This window comes from Glycomyces arizonensis DSM 44726 (assembly GCF_000482705.1).
Taxonomy (GTDB): domain Bacteria; phylum Actinomycetota; class Actinomycetes; order Mycobacteriales; family Micromonosporaceae; genus Glycomyces; species Glycomyces arizonensis.
The window spans coordinates 22,185-41,234 of sequence record NZ_AXWO01000002.1 but is presented as its reverse complement, the minus strand read 5'-3'; the positions used below and the strand labels follow the sequence as shown (position 1 = coordinate 41,234).

The following is a 19,050-nucleotide window of genomic DNA, read 5'->3' as shown; positions in this document are numbered from 1 at the left end:
CCGCCCTGTTCGGCGGCGCCGGCGTTACACGCGCCCGCGCCCCATCCGGCGGACCGCGAGCTCGGCGAGCAGCGCGGCGCCGTCGGCGAGCACGCTGTCGTCGAAGGCCGCGCGCGGCGAGTGGTTCGCCGCCGCGAGCTCGTGGTCGCCTGAGGCGCAGGCGCCGAAGAACATGTAGCTGCCCGGCACCGACTGCAGCACAAGCGAGAAGTCCTCAGCGCCCATCGTCGGCTCGGGCATCTCCACATAGCGCTCGTCGCCGAACACCTCCCGAACGGTCTCGGCGACGAAGCGCGCCTCGTCGGCCCGGTTGACCGTGGCCGGGTACTCGCGGTCGTAGCGGACCTCGGCGCTCAGGCCGTGGGCGGCGGCGATGTCCTCGCACAGCTTCACGGACTGCTCGGCGACCTGGTCGGCGGCCTCGGCGGAGAAGGTCCGCACGGTGGCCTCGAAGACCGCCTCGTCGGGGATGATGTTGCGCTTGGTGCCCGCGTGGAAGCTGCCGACGGTGACCACCACCGGCTCGAAGGTGCTGAAGCGGCGCGTGACCAGCGTCTGGAGCGCGGTGACCATCTCGCAGGCGACCGGGACGGGGTCGAGCGCCCGGTGCGGGCGCGAGCCGTGCCCGCCGGAGCCGACGACGCGCACGAACAGGCCGCCGGAGGCGGCCATCATCGGGCCCGGCCGGGTGGTGAAGACGCCGCGGGGCACCATGTCGGAGGTGACGTGCAGGCCGTACGCGGCGTCGGCGGGCCGCCCGGCGGCCTCCAGGACGCCCTCGTCGATCATGTGCTCGGCGCCGTCGAAGCCCTCCTCGCCGGGCTGGAACATGAACACGACGTCGCCGTTCAGCGCCTCGCGGTGGGCGCTCAGGAGGCGGGCGGCGCCGACGAGCCCGGCGGTGTGCAGGTCGTGGCCGCAGGCGTGCATGACGCCGTCGTGGCCCGAGACGTAGTCCGCCTCGGACTCCTCGGTGACCGGCAGGGCGTCCATGTCGCCGCGCAGCAGCACCACCGGCCCCGGTCGGCCGCCGCGCAGGACGGCCGTGACCGAGGACAGGCCCTCGCCGGTGCTGATCTCCAGCGGCAGGCCGTCGAGGGCGGCCAGGACGGCGGCCTGGGTCTTCGGCAGGTCGAGTCCGATCTCGGGGATGCGGTGCAGCTCGCGCCGCAGTGCGATCAGGTCGTCTCGGATGGCCGCGGCCTCTTCGCGAAGGTTCATGCGCTCTCCTGGCGTCGATCGGTCGGCGGCCGGGGGCGCCGGGAGGCCGCACGCGGCAATACTGCCACGCTGCCGGACGCGAAGTTTTCTCCGGCGAGTTGTCGATTCGGGCGCGGCGCGTTCGACGAGGGAGTAACCAGATCGATGACGGACCGAAAGGATGCGACCGATGCCCGAGCTTCGCGTGCACAATCTGACGATCTCCCTGGACGGCTACGCCGCCGGCCCCGGCCAGAGCACCCACGATCCCATGGGCGCTGGAGGCGAGCGCCTCCACGAGTGGGCCCTGCGCACCCGCGCCGGACAGGAGCAGTTCTTCGGCCGCTGCGGCGGCGAGGACGGGATCGACGACGCGCTCTGGCGCCGCGGCGACGAGGGCATCGGGGCCACGATCATGGGCCGCAACATGTTCGGCCCCGTGCGCGGCCCCTGGCCCGACGAGTCGTGGACCGGCTGGTGGGGCGACGAGCCGCCCTACCACCACCCGGTGTTCGTCCTCACCCACCACGCGCGGCCGCCGCTCGCCATGGAGGGCGGCACCGTCTTCCACTTCGTGACCGACGGCATCGAGGCGGCGCTGGAGCGCGCGTTCGACGCCGCCGGGGGCGACGACGTGCGGCTCGGCGGCGGCCCGGCCACCGTCCAGGCCTACCTGCGGGCCGGACTCGTCGACGAGCTGCACGTGGCGATCACGCCGATCCTCCTCGGCGGCGGGGAGCGGCTCTTCGACGGGATCGGCCCGGGCCTGGGCTACGAGTGCGTCGAGCTGGTCACCTCGCCGTCGGTGGTCCACGCCCGGTTCCGCAAGGTGGCCCCGTCGGGGCCGCCGATCACGATTCCCTAGGCGCGGCCTCCCCGGCCGGGTGGCCGGGCTTGCGGGCCGCCGGGGAGGCCAGCAGCGCCACGGCGACCAGGACGAGGACGACGATGAACGCGCTGCGCAGGCCCATCTGGTCGCCGAGGAGGCCCAGCAGCGGCGGGCCGATGAGGAACGCCACGTAGCCGATGGTGGCCACGGCCGCGACGTTCGCCGTGGCCCGCTCGGGGTCGTCGGCGGCGGCCGACATGCCGACCGGGAACCCGAGCGACGCGCCGAGGCCCCACAGGACGATCCCGATGATCGCCATGACCGCGTTCGGGCCGATGATGACCAGCAGCAGGCCGACGATCGCCATGCCCGCCGAACCGGCCAGGACCGGCACCCGGCCGAAGCGGTCGAGGACCATGCCGCCGCACAGGCGCCCGGCGGTCATCGCGGTGACGAACACCGCGAAGGCGGCCGCGCCTCCGGCGTTCGAGAAGTCGTAGCCGTCGACCATCGCCAGGCCGAGCCAGTCGTTGGCGGTGCCCTCGGTGAAGGCCATGCCGAGGATGATCAGGCCGATGAGCAGGATCCGCGGGTCCCTCCACGGCTCCAGGCGCGAGCGCCAGCCGTGGGGCTCGTCGCCTTCGGCCCGCGTGCTCGGCTCCTCGGCGGGCTGGAGGAACCGGACGGTGTAGAGCCCGGCCGCGATCGCGAACGCGCCGGTGGTGATCAGGTGGGCGCCGACGGGGACGTCGAGCTTCTCGGTGAGCGCGCCGAGCCCGGCGCCGAGGATCGTGCCGATGCTGAACGCGGCGTGGAACAGCGGCATGAGGGTGCGCCCGACCTTGCGCTCGTTGGCGGCGCCGGAGAGGTTCATGGACACGTCCAGGACCGCGTTGCCCGCGCCGCACACCATGAGCGCGGCGAACAGGGCCCAGTAGTTCGGCGCGAACTCGGCGACGGCGCCCGCGGCGACGAGGCCGACGGCCGCCAACGTGAGGAACCAGCGGATCGTGCCGGTGGCGCCGAGCCGGGCGATGATGTGGCTGGAGGCGATGAGACCGAGGATCGAGCCGATCGCGCCGCCGACGATGAGCAGGCCCATCTGCTGGGTGGAGGCGCCGAGGATGTCGCGGACGTTGGGGATGCGCGCGGCCCAGTTCGCGAAGACGAAGCCCGAGAGGGCGAAGATCACGAGCACGGCGTTGCGCCAGGCGGCGAGCTCCGGGGCGAGGCGGGCGGGGCGGGGCGCCTGCACGGCGGCGTCGGTCACGGCGGTCCAATCGAACGGTGGGTGCGGGTGCTCGGCGGTTTGTTCGAGCCACGAACAAGGATGCATCCGCGGACGATCATCTGCCAAGCGGTTTCCACGCCCTAGACCCGGAAGGCCCGGAGGGTGAACAGGCCGACGCCCAGGGCCGCGGCGGCCAGCAGGAGCAGGCCGATCGTATAGGCGCCACTCGCCTGGAACACCACGCCCATCACCAGCGGCGGGAAGTAACCGCCCAGGCCCCCGGCCGCGCCGACCACGCCGGTGACGGTGCCGACGCGCGAGGGTTCGATGAGCTTCGCGACGAGCGCGAAGACGCCGCCGGAGCCGAGTCCGAGCGCGACGGCCATGAGCACGAAGCACACGCCCGCCCGGATCTCGGCGGGCGGGTCGAAGGACAGCCCGACGGCCATCGCGGCGGCGGTGAAGAACGATGCCAGGCACACCTTGACCGGCCCGATCCGGTCGGACAGGGCGCCGCCGAGCGGCCGGGCGACCACGGCGGCGAGGGAGAACCCGGCGGTGCGCACCCCGGCCTCGGTCTGGGCGAAGCCGTAGGCGGTGGTGAGCATCGTCGGCAGGTACGTGGAGAACGCGACGAAGCCGCCGAACGCCAGGGCGTACAGCATGGACAGCTGCCAGGTGTCCCCGCGCTTGAGGACCGCGGCGAAGCGCGGCAGCGCGGGCTCGCGGTTCGGCCGCCAATCCGGCGCGTCGCGCATGGCCGCCCACGCGACGGCGGCCGCGGCGATGAGCGCGGCGCACATGGCCAGGTGGGTCCAGAGCAGCCCGAGCCGATCGACCAGCGGCGGCGTCAGCAGCGCCGACAGGGCCGTGCCGCCCATGCCCGCGCCGAAGACGCCGGTGGCGAAGCCGCGCCGCTCGGGCCGGTACCAGGCGTTCGCGAACGGGACGCCGACCGCGAAGGAGGTCCCGGCGATGCCGAGGAGGAACCCGGAGACGAGCAGGGCCGCATAGGAATCGGCCGAGAAGCCGACCAAAGCGGTCGGGACGGTGCTGACCAGGCAGATCGCGGTGAACATGCGGCGGCCGCCGTAGCGGTCGGTCAGGATGCCCGCCGGGATGCGGCCCACCGCGCCGACCAGGACCGGGAAGGCCACGAGGATCGCCGTCTGCGTCGGGCCGAGGCCGAGGCGCTCGGAGTAGGTGCGCGAGAGGGGCCCGACGAGGTTCCACGCCCAGAACGTCAGCACGAACACGGCCGTCGCCAGCGCCAGGTTGACGCCCGCCGCGCCGCGCGGCGCGGCCTGCGTCTCGCCGGTGCCAGTGCTCATCGGCCGTCCTCCTCGCGGGCCCGCACCCGCGTGAGGGCCGGTCCGGGCACAGTATGACCAATGCACCGGTCTCAAGGGACAAAAGTATCTAAAGTGAGCGTGTGTTCCCCGGTCACCGGATCTGAGAGGGGGCCGACGTGGCCCAGTCCGACAGCGCCGGCGGCGCGGCCGACCTGCTGCTGCGCACCGGCGTGTTCCTCACCCGCGCGGGCGGCACCCCCGACATGCGCGCGGTGTTCAAGGAGGGCGGCCGCGCCGGTGACGTGTTCTACCGGGACCGGTGGAGCCACGACAAGGTGGTGCGCTCGACGCACGGGGTCAACTGCACCGGCTCGTGCTCGTGGAACGTCTACGTCAAGGACGGGATCATCACCTGGGAGACGCAGGCGACCGACTACCCGTCGGTGGGCCCCGACCGGCCCGAGTACGAACCGCGCGGCTGCCCGAGGGGCGCGGCGTTCTCCTGGTACACCTACTCCCCCACCAGGGTCCGCTACCCGTACGGGCGCGGCGTCCTCATCGCGATGTACCGGGAGGCCAAGGCCCGGCTCGGCGACCCGGTCCTGGCGTGGTCGGAGATCACCGAGGACCCGGTCAAGCGCCTGCGCTACCAGTCGGCTCGCGGCAAGGGCGGCCTGGTGCGCATCTCGTGGGACGAGGCGATCGAGATCGCCGCGGCGGCGCACGTCTACACGATCGCGCAGTACGGTCCCGACCGGATCGCCGGGTTCAGCCCGATCCCGGCGATGTCGCAGGTCTCGCACGGGGTCGGGGCGAGGTTCGTGAACCTGATCGGCGGCTCGATGCTGTCGTTCTACGACTGGTACGCCGACCTGCCGGTGGCCAGCCCGCAGGTGTTCGGCGACCAGACCGACGTGCCCGAGTCCGGGGACTGGTGGGACGCGGCCTATCTGGTGCTGTGGGGCTCGAACGTCCCGGTCACGCGCACCCCGGACGCGCACTGGATGGCCGAGGCCCGCTACCGGGGCCAGAAGGTCGTGGTCGTCTCCCCCGACTACTCGGACGCGGTGAAGTTCGCCGACGAGTGGGTGGCGCCGCACCCGGGCACCGACGGCGCGCTCGCGATGGCGATGGGGCACGTGATCCTCACCGAGTGCTTCGCGAACGGCAGCCGCGAGCGCTTCGAGCGCTACGTCCGCAAGTTCACCGACCTGCCGTTCCTCGTGGAGCTGTCCGAACGGGACGGGCTACTGGCGCCCGGGAAGTTCCTCATGCGCTCATCGCTGCCGGGCGAGGAGCCCTACGGGGAGTGGAAGCCGGTGTTCGTCGACGAGGCCACCGACGAGGTCGTGGCGCCCGGCGGGACGCTCGGGCACCGCTGGGACCCCGACCGGCCCGGCCGGTGGAACCTCGACCTCGAAGGGCGGGTGCCGCGCCTGAGCATGGACGGCCCCGGCGCCGAGACCGTCAAGGTCCACCTGCCGCGCTTCGATGGCGAAGCCGAGCAGGTGGTGCGGGGCGTGCCGGTCCGCCGCGTCGCGGGCCGCTGGGTCACCACCGTGTTCGACCTGCTCATGGCCCAGTACGGGGTGCACCGCCCGGGCCTGCCCGGCGAGTGGCCGAGCGGCTACGACGACGCCTCGCAGCCGTGCACGCCCGCCTGGCAGGAGGCGATCACCTCGGTCCCGGCCGCGCAGGCCGCCCGGCTGGCCCGCGAGTTCGCCGACACCGCCGACGCCAGCGGCGGGCGGGCCATGATCGTCCTCGGCGGCGGCACCAACCAGTGGTTCCACGGCGACACCATGTACCGCGCGTTCCTGACCCTGCTGCTGCTGACCGGCTGCCAGGGCGTCAACGGCGGCGGCTGGGCGCACTACGTCGGGCAGGAGAAGTGCCGGACCCTCGCCGGGTGGACCGCGTACGCCTCGGCGATGGACTGGACGCGGCCGCCCCGCTTCATGGCCGCCACCCCGTACTTCTACCTCCACACCGACCAGTGGCGCTACGACACCTACGGCGCCGACGCGCTGCTGTCGGCCACCGGGCCGCGCACGCTGGCCGGGCGGCACACCGCCGACCTGGTGGCCGCCTCGGCGCGCATGGGCTGGATGCCGTCCTACCCGACCTTCGACCGCAACCCGCTCAAGCTCGGCCGCGAGGCCGCCGTGTCGGGCAAGAGCCCCGGCGAGTACATCGCCGAGCTCCTGGCCACGCGGCAGCTGCGGTTCGCCTGCGAGGACCCCGACGCGCCCGGGAACTGGCCGAGGATCCTCACGGTGTGGCGGTCCAATCTGCTCGGATCGTCGGCGAAGGGCGACGAGTACTTCATGCGGCACCTGCTGGGCACCACCGGCTCGGTCCAGGGCGCCGAGGCCGGGATGCAGCACCGTCCGTCCGAGGTGGAATGGCACGAGCAGGCCCCCGAGGGCAAGCTCGACCTGCTCCTGTCGCTCGACTTCCGCATGACGAGCACCACGATCATGTCGGACATCGTGCTCCCGGCGGCCACCTGGTACGAGAAGCACGACCTGTCCACCACGGACATGCACCCGTTCGTGCACGCCTTCTCCCCCGCGATCGACCCGCCCTGGCAGGCCCGCACCGACTTCGACGCGTTCCATGCGCTCGCGCGGCGGTTCTCCGAGCTCGCCGAGCGCCGCCTGGGCACCGTCACCGACCTCGTCGCCGTGCCGCACCAGCACGACACGCCCGGCGAGATGGCCCAGAGCGGCGGCACCGCCCCCGACTGGCGGCGCGACGGGACCGCGCCGGTCCCCGGCCGGACGATGCCGGACATCGTCGCCGTCGAACGCGACTACACCGCCGTGGCCGCGAAGCTGGCCGCCGTCGGCCCGCTCGTGGAGACCGCCGGGGTGCCGGTCAAGGGCGTCACGTTCACCCCGGACGCGGAGATCCGCTGGCTCGGCGAGCGCAACGGCCGCGTCGCGGAAGGGCCCGCCGCGGGCAGGCCGAGCATCGACACCGACATCAAGGCGTGCGAGATGATCCTGGCGCTGTCGGGCACCAGCAACGGGCGGCTCGCCGCCCAGGGCTTCGAGCGGCTCGCCGAACGGTGCGGCACCGACATGGCCGAGCTCGTCCACGGCTCGGCCGAGCGGCGCGTGGTCTTCACCGACACGCAGCGCGGGCCGACCACGGTCGGGTCGAGCCCGGAGTGGTCGGGCAAGGAGTCGCACGACCGGCGGTACTCGCCGTTCACGATCAACACCGAGCACGACAAGCCGTGGCACACCCTCACCGGCAGACAGCAGTTCTATGTGGACCACGACTGGATGCACGAGTTCGGGGAGGCCCTGCCGGTCTACCGGCCGCCGCTGAACATGGCCGCGCTGTTCGCCGAGCCGGAGCTCGGCCGGAAGGGGAACCGCGAGGTCGTCGTCAGGTACCTCACGCCGCACTCCAAGTGGTCCATCCACTCCGAATACCAGGACAACCTGCTCATGCTCACCCTCTCGCGGGGCGGGCCGACGATCTGGATGAGCCCGGCCGACGCCCGCGTCATCGGGGCGGCGGACAACGACTGGGTGGAGGCGGTCAACCGCAACGGCGTCGTCGCCGCCAGGCTCATCGTCTCCCACCGGATGCCAGAAGGGACCGTCTACATGTACCACGCGCAGGAGCGCCTGATCGCCGTGCCGAAGACCGAGACCACCGGCAGGCGCGGCGGCATCCACAACTCGCTGACGCGCCTGATGGTCAAGCCGACCCACCTCATCGGCGGCTACGCCCAGCTCAGCTTCGGCTTCAACTACCTCGGGCCCACCGGCAACCAGCGGGACGAGGTCACGGTCGTGCGCAAGCGGACGCGGGAGGTGCGCTACTGATGGGCGGCGAGCGGATCGGGAGGGTCATGGCCCAGGTGGCCATGGTGATGAACCTCGACAAGTGCATCGGATGCCACACCTGCTCGGTCACGTGCAAGCAGGCGTGGACGAACCGCTCGGGCGTGGAGTACGTGTGGTTCAACAACGTCGAGACCCGGCCCGGGCAGGGCTACCCGCGGCGGTACGAGGACCAGGAGCGCTGGCAGGGCGGTTGGAGGCGCACCGCGGGAGGGAGACTGAAGCTGCGCGCCGGGGGCCGGGTCAAGAAGCTGTTCACGATCTTCGCCAACCCGAAGCTGCCGTCCCTTCAGGACTACTACGAGCCGTGGACGTACGACTACGAGCACCTGGTCACCGCGCCGCTGGGCGACGACATCCCCGTGGCCGAGCCGCGCTCGCTCATCTCCGGCGAGCCGATGGACATCTCCTGGAGCGCGAACTGGGACGACGACCTCGGCGGCGGCGAGGCGCTCGGCTCGGCCGACCCGATGGTGCAGCGCCTCGGCGACCAGGTGAAGTTCTCCTTCGAAGAGACGTTCATGTTCTACCTGCCGCGGATCTGCGAGCACTGCCTCAACCCCTCGTGCGTCGCCTCCTGCCCCTCGGGCGCGATGTACAAGCGCAGCGAGGACGGCATCGTCCTGGTCGACCAGGACAAGTGCCGCGGCTGGCGGATGTGCGTCACCGGCTGCCCCTACAAGAAGGTCTACTTCAACCACAAGACCGGCAAGGCCGAGAAGTGCACCCTGTGCTACCCGCGCGTCGAGGTCGGGCTGCCGACGGTGTGCTCGGAGACGTGCGTGGGGCGCCTGCGCTACCTCGGCGTCGTCCTCTACGACGTCGACCGCGTCGGCGAGGCCGCCGCCGTCGAGGACGAGCAGGACCTCTACGAGGCCCAGCTCGACGTCTTCCTCGACCCCGACGACCCCGACGTCCAGGCCGCGGCCCGCCGCGACGGCATCCCCGAGCGCTGGCTCGAATCGGCCAGGCGCAGCCCGGTCTACCTGCTGGCCAAGCGGTTCGGCGTGGCGCTGCCGCTGCATCCGGAGTACCGGACGCTGCCGATGGTGTGGTACATCCCGCCGCTCTCGCCGGTGGTGGACGCGCTGTCCTCGACCGGGCACGACGGCGAGGACGCCGGCAACCTGTTCGGCGCCATCGAGACGCTGCGCATCCCCGTCGACTACCTCGCCGAGCTGTTCACCGCGGGGGACCCTGAGCCGGTGGAGCGGACGCTGCGGCGGCTGGCGGCGATGCGCTCGTACATGCGCCGCGTCAACCTCGGCGAGGAGGCCGACGAGTCGATCGCCGAGGCCGTCGGCATGACCGGCGGCGACATCGAGCGGATGTACCGGCTGCTCGCCCTCGCCAAGTACGACGAGCGGTACGTCATCCCCACGGCGTACGGCGTGGACGAGGCCGACCGGGGCGTCATCGACGAGGTCGGGTGCTCGCTCGACTTCTCGGGCGGGCCGGGCATGGGCGGCATGGGCGGCCCGGTGCCGTTCGGCGAGGCCTCGGGGCAGCCGAGGCCCGCGTCGGTGGAGAACTTCCACGCGCTGCGCAACCGGCAGACCAGCGACGGCCGGGCCGGGCCGCCGAAGCGGTTCAACCTGCTCAACTGGGACGGCAACGGCCGCCCGCCGGGGCTGTTCCCGCACCGGCACGAAGACGAGGAGGCATCGTGACCACTGCGGACCAGCGCGCCGTCGCCAGGCAGGCCGCGGCGGTGCTCCTGTGCTACCCGGACGCCGAATGCCGCGCCAGGTTCGACCTGGTGCGCCGGGCGGCGGCGGGACTCCCGGCCTCCTGCGGCGCGCCGCTGACGAGGTTCTGCGAGCACGCATCGTCCACGCCGGAACTCGAACTCGGCGAGCACTACGTGCGGACCTTCGACCTGAAGCGGCGCCGGGCGCTGCACATGACGTACTACACCGACGGCGACACGAGGCGCCGCGGCCACGCGCTCGCGCGGATCAAAGAGGTCTACCGCGGCTGCGGCTGGCTGGTCGACGGGGCCGAGCTGCCCGATCACCTGGCCGTGCTGCTCGAGTTCGCCGCGCGCGGCGACCGCGAGTGGGGCGAGCGGCTCCTGGCGACGTTCCGGCCGGGCATCGAGCTGCTGCGCACCGCGCTCCGCGAATCCAGGACGCCGTACGCCGACGTTCTCGACGCCGTGGCCGCGACACTGCCACCGCCGGGCGACGAAGCGCTCAAGCGGGCAATACGCCTGGCCGAGACGGGCCCGCCGTCCGAGGACGTCGGATTGGAGCCCTACGGCGCGGTCCCGCCGAGCCGTGACAGCGCTGTCGCGCTGGGCATGCCGTCGAGGACCGGAGGGCCGCGATGAGCGCGAGCTCGGTCGAGTACCTGCTGTGGGGCGCGCTGCCGTACGTCGTGATCGCGGTGTTCGTCGGCGGCACGATCTGGCGCTACCGCTACGACCGGTTCGGCTGGACCACGCGCTCCTCGCAGCTGTACGAGTCGCGGCTGCTGCGCGTCGCCAGCCCGGTGTTCCACTTCGGACTCCTAGTGGTCATCGTCGGGCACGTCATCGGGCTGCTCATCCCCGAGTCGTGGACGAGCGCGACGGGCCTGAGCGAGGCGGCGTACCACGTCATGGCCCTGTCACTCGGCATCATCGCCGGGGTGGCGACGCTCGGCGGGATCGCGCTGCTGATCTACCGCCGCCGCACCACCGGCCCGGTGTTCAGCGCCACCACCGTCAACGACAAGACCATGTACCTGGTGCTGACCGCCGCCATCGTCTCGGGTCTGGCCGTGACCCTGCTGTCCGCCTATACCGGAATCACCGGCGGGCACGAGCGGGACTACCGGGAGACGGTCTCGGTGTGGTTCAGGAGCATCTGGATCCTCCAGCCCGATGTGGACGCCATGTCGGCGGCCGGGCTCGGGTTCAAGATCCACGCGCTGATCGGCCTGGCGCTGTTCGCGCTGTTCCCGTTCAGCCGCCTCGTCCACGCCTTCAGCGCTCCAGTGTGGTACCTGTTCCGGCCCTATGTGGTCTACCGCTCGCGCGACCGCGTCCCGGCGGAGGCGACGCGCCCGATCCGCCGCGGCTGGGGCTAGACGCTCACCCGCTCGAGCGCCTCGACCAGCGGCTTGAGCTCGGGGTCGGCGCTCGCCTCGTCGAGGGCCTCGCGGAGCGCGGCGTCGTTCGTGGGACGGGCGGAGGCCAGCAGGGAAGCGCCGGACGCGGTGACGTCGGTGTAGATGCCGCGGCGGTCGTCGGCGCAGATGGTGCGCTCCAGGAGGCCGCGGTCCTCCAGTCGCGTGACGAGGCGGGTGGTGGCGCTCTGGCTGAGCACGACCGCCTCGGCGACCTCGCGCATCTGGAGATGTCCGTCCTTCTGGCGGCTGAGGACGTTCAGCAGGGAGAACTCGCGGACGCTCAGCCCATGCTCGGCCTGGAGGCGGCGCTCGATGCGGGCCTCGATGCGCTCGTGCAGGGCCGAGAGAGCGCACCAGTTCTGCGCCAACGCGGTGCGCGCCTGGGGTGCGGTGGACACGGTTCCTCCTCCGGTGACGGATGACATCCCAATGGTACCGCACATCAATTACGACCGCTTGCAATATAAGGCGCTTGCAAGTATTATACGTCCCGTACACCTCATGAAGGGAACCGCCTTGTCCACCTCACTCTTCGAGCCCATTCGCCTGCGCGAACTCGACATCCCCAACCGGGTGTGGATGGCGCCGATGTGCCAGTACAGCGCCGACAGCGACGGCGAGAACATCGGCGCCCCGAACGACTGGCACCTCCAGCACTACGTCTCCCGAGCCGTCGGCGGGGCCGGGCTGGTCATGGCCGAGGCCACCGGCGTCTCCTTCGAGGGGCGCATCAGCCCGAACGACCTGGGCCTGTGGAACGACGTGCAGACGCGGGCCTTCACGCGCCTGGTCGACCAGATCCGCTCGCACGGCGCCGTCGCCGCCATCCAGCTCGCCCACGCCGGGCGCAAGGCGTCCACCGCGCCGCCGTGGGAAGGCGAGGGGCCCGTGGGCGCTTGGACGCCGCTGGGCGCCAGCCCCGTCCCATTCGACGAGGACCACGCCGTGCCGCACGAGCTGACCCGCGAAGAACTGCGCGGCATCGCCGCCCAGTTCGCCGAGTCCGCGAAGCGTTCACTCGAAGCGGGCTTCGAGGTCGTCGAGGTCCACGGCGCGCACGGCTACCTGCTGTCGAGCTTCCTCTCCCCGTTCGCCAACCGGCGCGAGGACGAGTACGGCGGCTCGTTCGAGAACCGCGTCCGGTTCCCCCTCGAAGTCGTGGACGCGGTGCGCGAGGTGTGGCCCGAGCGTCTGCCGGTGCTGTTCCGCGTCTCCGCCACCGACTGGGCGGGCGACGACGGGTGGACGCCCGACGACACGGTGCGCCTCGCGCCGCTGCTCGCCGCCCACGGCGTGGACCTGCTCGACGTCTCCAGTGGCGGGAACGTGCCGCACGCTCGCGTTGCGAGCGGACCGGGCTACCAGGTGCCCTTCGCCTCGCGCGTCAAGCACGAGACCGGCATGGCGGTCGGCGCCGTCGGCCTGATCACCGAACCGGCCCAGGCGGCGAAGATCCTCGCCGACGACGAGGCCGACGTCGTCCTGCTCGGCCGCGAGCTCCTGCGCGACCCGTACTGGCCGCGCCGGGCCGCCCGCGAACTCGGCGTCGCCGCCACCGAACGCCCGGTGGCCGCTCCGCCGCAGTACGCCCGGAGCTGACGGCATCGAGCTAAGGTCTGCCTAAGTGACCAGTTTTCTCGAAGGAGCACGATGGCAGATCCCCGCGCGCGACGGACGCCGCGCCTGACCACCGCCGAGGTGCGGCGCACCGAGCGGCTCACGCCGCACATGGTCCGCGTGGTGCTCGCCGGCCCGGAGGAGTTCGGTGCCGGCGAGTTCACCGACCACTACGTCAAACTCCAGTTCCCCAGGCCGGGCGTGGAGTACCCCGAGCCGTTCGACCTCCAGCGCATCCGCGAGGAGCTGCCGCGCGAGCAGTGGCCGGTCACGCGCACGTACACGGTGCGGCGGTGGGACGCGGACGCGCGAGAGCTGTGGCTGGACTTCGTCGTCCACGGCGACGAGGGCATAGCGGGGCCTTGGGCGGCGAACGTGAAGCCGGGCGAAGTGCTGCGCTTCGCGGGGCCGGGCGGCGGGTACGCCCCGGCGCCGGACGCCGAGTGGCACCTGCTGGCGGGAGACGAGAGCGCACTGCCCGCGATAGCGGCGGCGCTGGAGCGCCTCCCGGCAGGAGCCAAGGCCCGCGCCTTCATCGAGGTGTCGGGGCCGGAAGAAGAGCAGAAGCTGGAATCAGCGGCAGACGTGGAACTGACCTGGCTCCACCGCAGCGGCGCACGAGTAGGTGAGCGCTTGGTCGAGGCCGTGCGGAAACTCGACCTGAGCGGAGACGTCCAGGCGTTCGTGCACGGCGAAGCGGGCTTCGTGAAGGAACTGCGGCCGCTGCTGCGCAAGGAGCGCGGCCTGGCCAAGGAGCGGGTGTCGATCTCCGGCTACTGGAGACTGGGCCACAACGAGGACGCCTGGCAGGCCACGAAGCGCGAATTCGACCCGCAGGTATGAGACCGGCGGTCTTCAAGGGTTGCCGACGTCTTGGCGGTGCCCGCTCCAGCCGGTGAGCGCGACGATCGCCGTCGCGATCGCCGCGACCGATCGGCCATCGGTCGGCAAGCGGTGCACCCAAGCCGGGGCGTGGGCATCAAGGTAGGTCGCCGCATCGGCGCCGCGCTCCAGATGCGCTTCGAGTTCGCCGCCGATCTCACGACCGCGCAAGCGCTCGGCCGCGACCGCGGCCTCGGCGGTCAGCAGGACCCCGATCGGCTTGACCGCCCCGCCCATCGCGCCGGTGATCATCGCCGATTCCAGGACCGCCACGGTGTTGCAGTAGATCAGGCGCGCACACCCCAACTCGCGGTAGTTGGCCCAGATCGCGGCCAGGTTCCGGCTCGTGATCCTCGTGCGGTGCGGGTCATCTGCGGGCACGGGGTGGACCTGGTCGAGAAAATCGCCCTCGATAAAGGCATGCGCCACCGCGAGGTGCTGCAGCTGGTTGGAGACCTCCCAAGCGACCGTGCTCTTGCCGACCCCTGAACGCCCACCGATGAGCAACACCTCGCATTCGCTGTCGCCCTCGGTCGGGGTAGTGGAATCGATCACCGGTGTCCTTCGCGTGTCGATGGATGATCCGATCAGGAGCGTATCGTCCAAGGTCGCTTCGGCTGCTCACCGAGCCACCCCGATCTTTGAACACTGATATCCGTCGAACGCAGCCGCTTGTCGATTGGAGCCCTTCCCGTCTCGCCCTCATCAAGATCGCGCCTGGGGAACCCGGCAATGGTCGTTGGGACGCTGGCGGGATCAGTGTCGTGGAAGGTTACGGTGCGCTGAGGCGGCGACAAAGACGGGACATCTCGCCTCGGTCGCTCTTCGGCGGTGGGGTGGCCGTGGGTGCGGCTTCAAGCAAGCGGCGACAAAGACGAGAGTGCTCATCTCGGTCCCCCTTAGGCAGTGAGGTAATCGTGAGCCAACTTCAAGCGGACAGCGACAACGACGGGACATCTCGCCTCGGTCGCTCTTCGGCGGTGAGGTCCCTTTTGGTACGGCTTCAAGCCGGCGGGACAAAGGCGGGAGTGGAGAGGCGGGGTGGGTCGTCGAAGGCGGCACGCCGTTCCCCAAGTATCCGCAGGTGGACCACGCCATCTCGGTGAGTTGTCCACAGGCCCCGCACGCGGCCACGGGGAGTTGTCCACAGGCCCAGCGCGCCGCCGTCGGGAGTTATCCACAGGCCGAAAAACTTTTCCTTGACCGGTTTTCGGCCCTCTGTCAGGCTGGCGAGGACTTTCGTGGTGTGCAGGACGGCGGCGGGCGGGTACAGAGGGGCGGAGTAGCGCCCCCGGCGCCCCACGGGCGCCCAGCGTGGGGTTACGAGTCGAACATCGACGCTTACCAACCATCACTGCCTGGCGATCGCGGTTGCTGGCCGAACGGCGCCGTTGGCCGAACGGCCTCGTTGGTCGATCGGTGGGGGTGGCCGTTCCCGTCCCGCATGATCGGGGACGGCGCCTGGGGAGCCCGGCAATGGCCCTTCGTTCATTGGCGGGATCGGTGCCGTGGAGGGTTGCGGTGCGCTGCGGCAGCGACAAAGACGGGCGTGCTCGTTTCCGTCCCTCTTCGGCGGTGGGGTCCCTTTTGGTACGGCTTCAAGCGGGCGGCGACAAAGACGAGACCTCCACCCCTGCCCCTTCTTCGACACTGAGGCCCGCCTGTCCCCTTGCGGAGTACTTATGCGGGTCGATCTGTTGCCTTGGCGGGCATGGGGGTTGGGGCCGAAACATGAAACCTTTCGCCTCCTTCGGGTGATGACGAACCGGCCCTGACCTGGGATCATTGGTGTATAGCACGAACCAGCCGAAACGGAAGGCCTGAACGAACCGAGGAGGTGTGACATGGCCACCAGCGCAGCGAGGAAGCCCAGCCGCCAGGAGCGGACCGAGCGCTCGGCAGCCATCCATGCACACCTTGATGAGGCCGCCGCCCTGATCAACGGCGTGCATGCGAAGGTCCTGGCCGATGTCATCGAAGCCAGGGCGTGGAACATCCACCGGGATGTGGACGGGTTCTCGGCTTTGCGGGCGTGGCTGGTCGAGACCTTCGACTTCCACACCCGGGTGGCGGCCGATCTGGCGGCCATCGCCCGCCTCGCCCGCAAGTTCACCATCCTGGCCGAGGCCGCCACCTCCGGTGCCGCCCGCATCGATGCGGTCGCTGCCGCGGTCAGGCGCCTGGACGCCACCCAAGCCCTCCGCGTGTACGCCAAGACCCCCTACCGCGAGCCGGTCCCCTCCCCCTTCAACCCCTCGGTGCTGTGCGCGACCCCCGAGCACCTGATCGCCCAGTACTGCCAACACACCACCGTGCGAGACGTCCACGCCCACCTCAACGAACTCGAAGCGGCCTTGGATTCGGGTGAGGAACTGCTCGACGGGCTCGGACAAGCATCCCTCCAACGCGTGGATCTGACCGAGACCGACAACGGCATGTGGATCCTCTCGGGCCTCCTCACCGCCGACACCGGCGCCATGTTCGCCAAACTCCTGACCACCGCCACCCCACCCCCCAGGCAAGACGAGGTCGACGACGACGGCGTCCTGCCTCCGGCGGCGAACCGGCGGGCCGAAGCGCTGCACCAGATGCTGACGGTCTACGCCAACGACCCCAAGGCCCCCACCCGACACGGCGAAACCTGCCACCTCAACCTCACCGTCGACACCGACACCCTCGCCGGGCACGACACCGGCAGGGTCCCCATGCTCGAAGGCAAGCCGATCAGTGTCGCCAAGGCCCGCCTGCTCGCATGCGAGGCGAAGATCATCCCCTCGGTGTTCAACTACACCACCGGCGAAGCGATCGAACTCGGGCGGGCCGAACGCCTCCCCACCACCGCCCTCCGCCGCAAGCTCGAACTCGAACAGCCCTTCGGCTGTGCCTGGTCGGGCTGTCACCTCCCGGTCCAATGGACCGAAGCCCACCACCTCACCCACTGGGCCGACGGCGGATCCACGACAGCCGAGAACCTGATCCTCCTATGCCGATTCCACCACGGCCGCATCCACACCAATGGGTGGTCGATTGAGAAGACCGGCCCCGGGCAGGCGTTGATCGTCCACCACGACGGCCACGAGGACACCGAGACCGACCCGGATCTGCGGTGCGGGTGCAGTGATTACCGCACCGACGCCGACCTCGACCTCGACTTCCAGACCGACGCCGCGAACATCTTCCCCACCGGGCTCTACCCCGAAGAATGGGGACCAGGCATCACAGCCGACCTGGGCGAGACCGCCGAACAGATCGAACAAGCACACCTCGAAACCGACATCAAAGCCGCCCGAGCACGGGTACGCGCCCGCTTCGCCACACCAGCCGCCAGGCAGGAGGCGACCGGCACACCCGGACAGGACACAGTAGACGGAACTGAGCCGGGCACGGCAGGCGAAGACGAGCAGACCTCACCCCCAGCTGACCGGGAGACCCTGACACCAGTAGGAGTGACCGGCACCACTGGGACGGATGACCCCGTTCCCTTCTTACCCTGCCCGCCGCAGGCCACTGCGGCGGGGACAGAGCACCCATAGGCGCTCAGCTCGAATCCCCAGCGGGTTCGAGCCCTTCCCCCTGCCCAGGCCCCAAACCCCCCCCCCCAGACCCCCCCCCCCGCCGCCACACCCCAAGAAGGAAGCGAACCAGGCGGAGCCCACCGACCCACCCCCACCCCGACCGACCACCCCGGCACCCACTCACCTCTTCATCGATGACACGCCTGAAGCCCAACCGGCAACGACCCCAAGGACACTGACCGACCCAAGCCCCACTCACCTCGCGGTCGCCGATCGATTGAACCCCCACCCGAGCGCACCTCCACGCCGACAGGCCACCCCAACCCCTCCTCCACCTTCCATCGCTGATCCGCCTGAAGCCCAACCGAACACCACCCCCGAGACACCGACCGACCCCGGCTCTCTCCTACCTCGCGGTCGCTGCTGGTCTGAAGCCGGACTGAAGGCGACTCCGGAGACACCGCGACAGCCCCAGCTCTCTTCCACCCCGTGGTCGCTGACCGATTGAAGCCCGACCGAAGATGCCCCGAAGACACCGTGCCGCTCCGATCTCCTCCTCCCTCACGGTCACTGACTCGCCTGAAACCCAACCGAAGAGACAACCCCAAGACCACCGACCGACCCCTGCACCGAGACACCCGCGCGGCTCCAGGGCGCCCGGCGGGCGCCCCTGGGGGCGCTACCCCGCCCCTCTGTACCCACCCGCCGCCGTCCTGCACACCACGAAAGTCCTCGCCAGCCTGACAGACGCCCCAAAACCGGTCAAGGAAAAGTTTCTGAGCCTGTGGATAACTTCGGAAACGGCATGCCGTCTTCGAGAACCCACCCCGCCCCTCCACTCCCGTCTTTGTCGCTGCCCGCTTGAAGCGCAACCGGCAACGACCCCGAGGACACAGGGACAGCCCCAGCCCCTTCCTGCCTCGCGGTCGCTGACCGACTGAAGCCCTACCCGAGCGCGACCATGTGGACCTGCGCGTCATCCCCAACAGCTCCGGGGTCACTCCGGCGATGACCTGCTCGTTCAAGCTGCTGCGGTTCGATGTGGCCCCTGGATTCGGGGTCGTCTACCTGGAACTGATGGGCGAGGGACTATACCGCAATGACCCGGCGTTTGTCACGAAGTATGACGACGCCTATCGTCTGCTGGCGGACTCGGCATTGTCCGAGGACCGCGCCATCGAGTTCATCCGGCAGGTACAGAAGGACCACTACATTCGCGTGCGGATCTGCCGACGGCGGCACCGATTTCGGTGCCGCCGTCGGCGTTGGCGGTTGCGATTGGTGCAGTGAGGATGGAGTCGCTCAGTCGCGATCGTCCTCGCTGCCGGTCTCGGCGATGACCAGGTACCGGTCGAAGAAGGCGCGGCCACTGCGGTCGGACCGCTCCAGGTCGCCGCTGGGGGAGACGGTCGTGAACCGCTCGGCCAGGTGATCATGGACGGCCTGGGTCAGCTCGGGTGTGCCGCGGATTCTGATGCGGCTGGTCGACGTCCGGCCAGGCATGGCA

14 protein-coding genes and 1 pseudogene are annotated in these 19,050 nt (G+C 70.7%); 9 read left to right on the top strand and 6 right to left on the bottom strand.

The window, feature by feature from the left end; translation table 11 throughout:
• Positions 1-24: 24 nt before the first annotated feature.
• Positions 25-1,221: a M20 metallopeptidase family protein gene (locus H613_RS0102870; protein WP_026922617.1), complete on the bottom strand. Its 1,197-nt coding sequence runs from the start codon at positions 1,219-1,221 to the stop codon at positions 25-27.
• Positions 1,222-1,390: 169 nt separating this feature from the next.
• On the opposite strand from H613_RS0102870, the gene H613_RS0102865 reads away from it, so the two are divergent.
• On the top strand, positions 1,391-2,065 hold the full coding sequence (locus H613_RS0102865; RefSeq protein WP_026922616.1) for a dihydrofolate reductase family protein: 675 nt from the start codon (positions 1,391-1,393) through the stop codon (positions 2,063-2,065).
• On the opposite strand, the gene H613_RS24000 is transcribed toward H613_RS0102865, so the two are convergent.
• Both H613_RS24000 and H613_RS0102855 read right to left on the bottom strand, forming a co-directional pair.
• On the bottom strand, positions 2,052-3,365 hold the full coding sequence (locus H613_RS24000) for an MFS transporter (protein WP_084546274.1): 1,314 nt from the start codon (positions 3,363-3,365) through the stop codon (positions 2,052-2,054). The genes H613_RS0102865 and H613_RS24000 overlap by 14 nt on opposite strands.
• A gap of 35 nt (positions 3,366-3,400) precedes the next feature.
• Positions 3,401-4,591 (bottom strand): MFS transporter, encoded by a 1,191-nt coding sequence (locus H613_RS0102855; protein WP_026922615.1) that lies wholly within the window; start codon positions 4,589-4,591, stop codon positions 3,401-3,403.
• Positions 4,592-4,728: 137 nt separating this feature from the next.
• On the opposite strand from H613_RS0102855, the gene H613_RS0102850 reads away from it, so the two are divergent.
• The 4 genes from H613_RS0102850 to narI are packed head-to-tail and all read left to right on the top strand — an operon-like array spanning position 4,729 to position 11,487.
• Positions 4,729-8,397, top strand: coding sequence for a nitrate reductase subunit alpha (locus H613_RS0102850; RefSeq protein WP_026922614.1), 3,669 nt, complete (start codon positions 4,729-4,731; stop codon positions 8,395-8,397).
• Positions 8,397-10,085 carry a nitrate reductase subunit beta gene (gene narH / locus H613_RS0102845; protein WP_026922613.1) on the top strand — a complete coding sequence of 563 codons (1,689 nt, stop codon included), beginning with the start codon at positions 8,397-8,399 and terminating at the stop codon, positions 10,083-10,085. The genes H613_RS0102850 and narH overlap by 1 nt, the downstream gene beginning before the upstream one ends.
• Entirely contained in the window at positions 10,082-10,747 is a 666-nt protein-coding gene (gene narJ, locus H613_RS0102840; RefSeq protein ID WP_026922612.1) for a nitrate reductase molybdenum cofactor assembly chaperone, read from the top strand. Before narH ends, narJ begins: the two co-directional genes overlap by 4 nt.
• A complete protein-coding gene (gene narI, locus H613_RS0102835) occupies positions 10,744-11,487 on the top strand; it encodes a respiratory nitrate reductase subunit gamma (protein ID WP_026922611.1) in 744 nt (247 codons plus the stop codon). Before narJ ends, narI begins: the two co-directional genes overlap by 4 nt.
• On the opposite strand, the gene H613_RS0102830 is transcribed toward narI, so the two are convergent.
• A complete protein-coding gene (locus H613_RS0102830) occupies positions 11,484-11,954 on the bottom strand; it encodes a MarR family winged helix-turn-helix transcriptional regulator (RefSeq protein ID WP_051392868.1) in 471 nt (156 codons plus the stop codon). The genes narI and H613_RS0102830 overlap by 4 nt on opposite strands.
• Before the next feature lie 154 nt (positions 11,955-12,108).
• On the opposite strand from H613_RS0102830, the gene H613_RS0102825 reads away from it, so the two are divergent.
• Positions 12,109-13,128, top strand: a complete 1,020-nt coding sequence (locus H613_RS0102825) for an NADH:flavin oxidoreductase/NADH oxidase (RefSeq protein ID WP_342673004.1) — start codon at positions 12,109-12,111, stop codon at positions 13,126-13,128.
• Positions 13,129-13,179: 51 nt separating this feature from the next.
• Complete coding sequence (locus tag H613_RS0102820) at positions 13,180-13,989, top strand: siderophore-interacting protein (RefSeq protein ID WP_026922608.1); 810 nt, start codon at positions 13,180-13,182, stop codon at positions 13,987-13,989.
• 12 nt (positions 13,990-14,001) lie between these two features.
• On the opposite strand, the gene H613_RS0102815 is transcribed toward H613_RS0102820, so the two are convergent.
• Positions 14,002-14,634, bottom strand: a complete 633-nt coding sequence (locus H613_RS0102815) for a hypothetical protein (RefSeq protein WP_211234681.1) — start codon at positions 14,632-14,634, stop codon at positions 14,002-14,004.
• 1,238 nt (positions 14,635-15,872) lie between these two features.
• On the opposite strand from H613_RS0102815, the gene H613_RS0102810 reads away from it, so the two are divergent.
• Positions 15,873-17,561, top strand: a complete 1,689-nt coding sequence (locus H613_RS0102810; protein ID WP_026922606.1) for an HNH endonuclease — start codon at positions 15,873-15,875, stop codon at positions 17,559-17,561.
• A gap of 939 nt (positions 17,562-18,500) precedes the next feature.
• Positions 18,501-18,833, top strand: a pseudogene (locus H613_RS0102805) (Scr1 family TA system antitoxin-like transcriptional regulator); the annotation flags it as partial.
• 12 nt (positions 18,834-18,845) lie between these two features.
• On the opposite strand, the gene H613_RS0102800 reads toward H613_RS0102805, so the two are convergent.
• The gene (locus H613_RS0102800) at positions 18,846-19,046 is read right to left on the bottom strand and encodes a hypothetical protein (RefSeq protein ID WP_026922604.1); all 201 of its coding nucleotides are present in this window, start codon (positions 19,044-19,046) and stop codon (positions 18,846-18,848) included.
• Between the last annotated feature and the right edge of the window lie 4 nt (positions 19,047-19,050).

Bases quoted from the DNA above. Each gene is read 5' to 3' on its own strand.
- H613_RS24000 (WP_084546274.1), bottom strand. From the start codon at position 3,365: ATGCATCCTTGTTCGTGGCTCGAACAAACCGCCGAGCACCCGCACCCA.
- narH (WP_026922613.1), top strand. From the start codon at position 8,397: ATGGGCGGCGAGCGGATCGGGAGGGTCATGGCCCAGGTGGCCATGGTG.
- H613_RS0102810 (WP_026922606.1), top strand. From the start codon at position 15,873: ATGGCCACCAGCGCAGCGAGGAAGCCCAGCCGCCAGGAGCGGACCGAG.
- narI (WP_026922611.1), top strand. From the start codon at position 10,744: ATGAGCGCGAGCTCGGTCGAGTACCTGCTGTGGGGCGCGCTGCCGTAC.
- H613_RS0102855 (WP_026922615.1), bottom strand. From the start codon at position 4,591: ATGAGCACTGGCACCGGCGAGACGCAGGCCGCGCCGCGCGGCGCGGCG.
- H613_RS0102825 (WP_342673004.1), top strand. From the start codon at position 12,109: ATGGCGCCGATGTGCCAGTACAGCGCCGACAGCGACGGCGAGAACATC.
- H613_RS0102830 (WP_051392868.1), bottom strand. From the start codon at position 11,954: ATGTCATCCGTCACCGGAGGAGGAACCGTGTCCACCGCACCCCAGGCG.
- H613_RS0102865 (WP_026922616.1), top strand. From the start codon at position 1,391: ATGCCCGAGCTTCGCGTGCACAATCTGACGATCTCCCTGGACGGCTAC.
- H613_RS0102870 (WP_026922617.1), bottom strand. From the start codon at position 1,221: ATGAACCTTCGCGAAGAGGCCGCGGCCATCCGAGACGACCTGATCGCA.
- H613_RS0102820 (WP_026922608.1), top strand. From the start codon at position 13,180: ATGGCAGATCCCCGCGCGCGACGGACGCCGCGCCTGACCACCGCCGAG.
- H613_RS0102800 (WP_026922604.1), bottom strand. From the start codon at position 19,046: ATGCCTGGCCGGACGTCGACCAGCCGCATCAGAATCCGCGGCACACCC.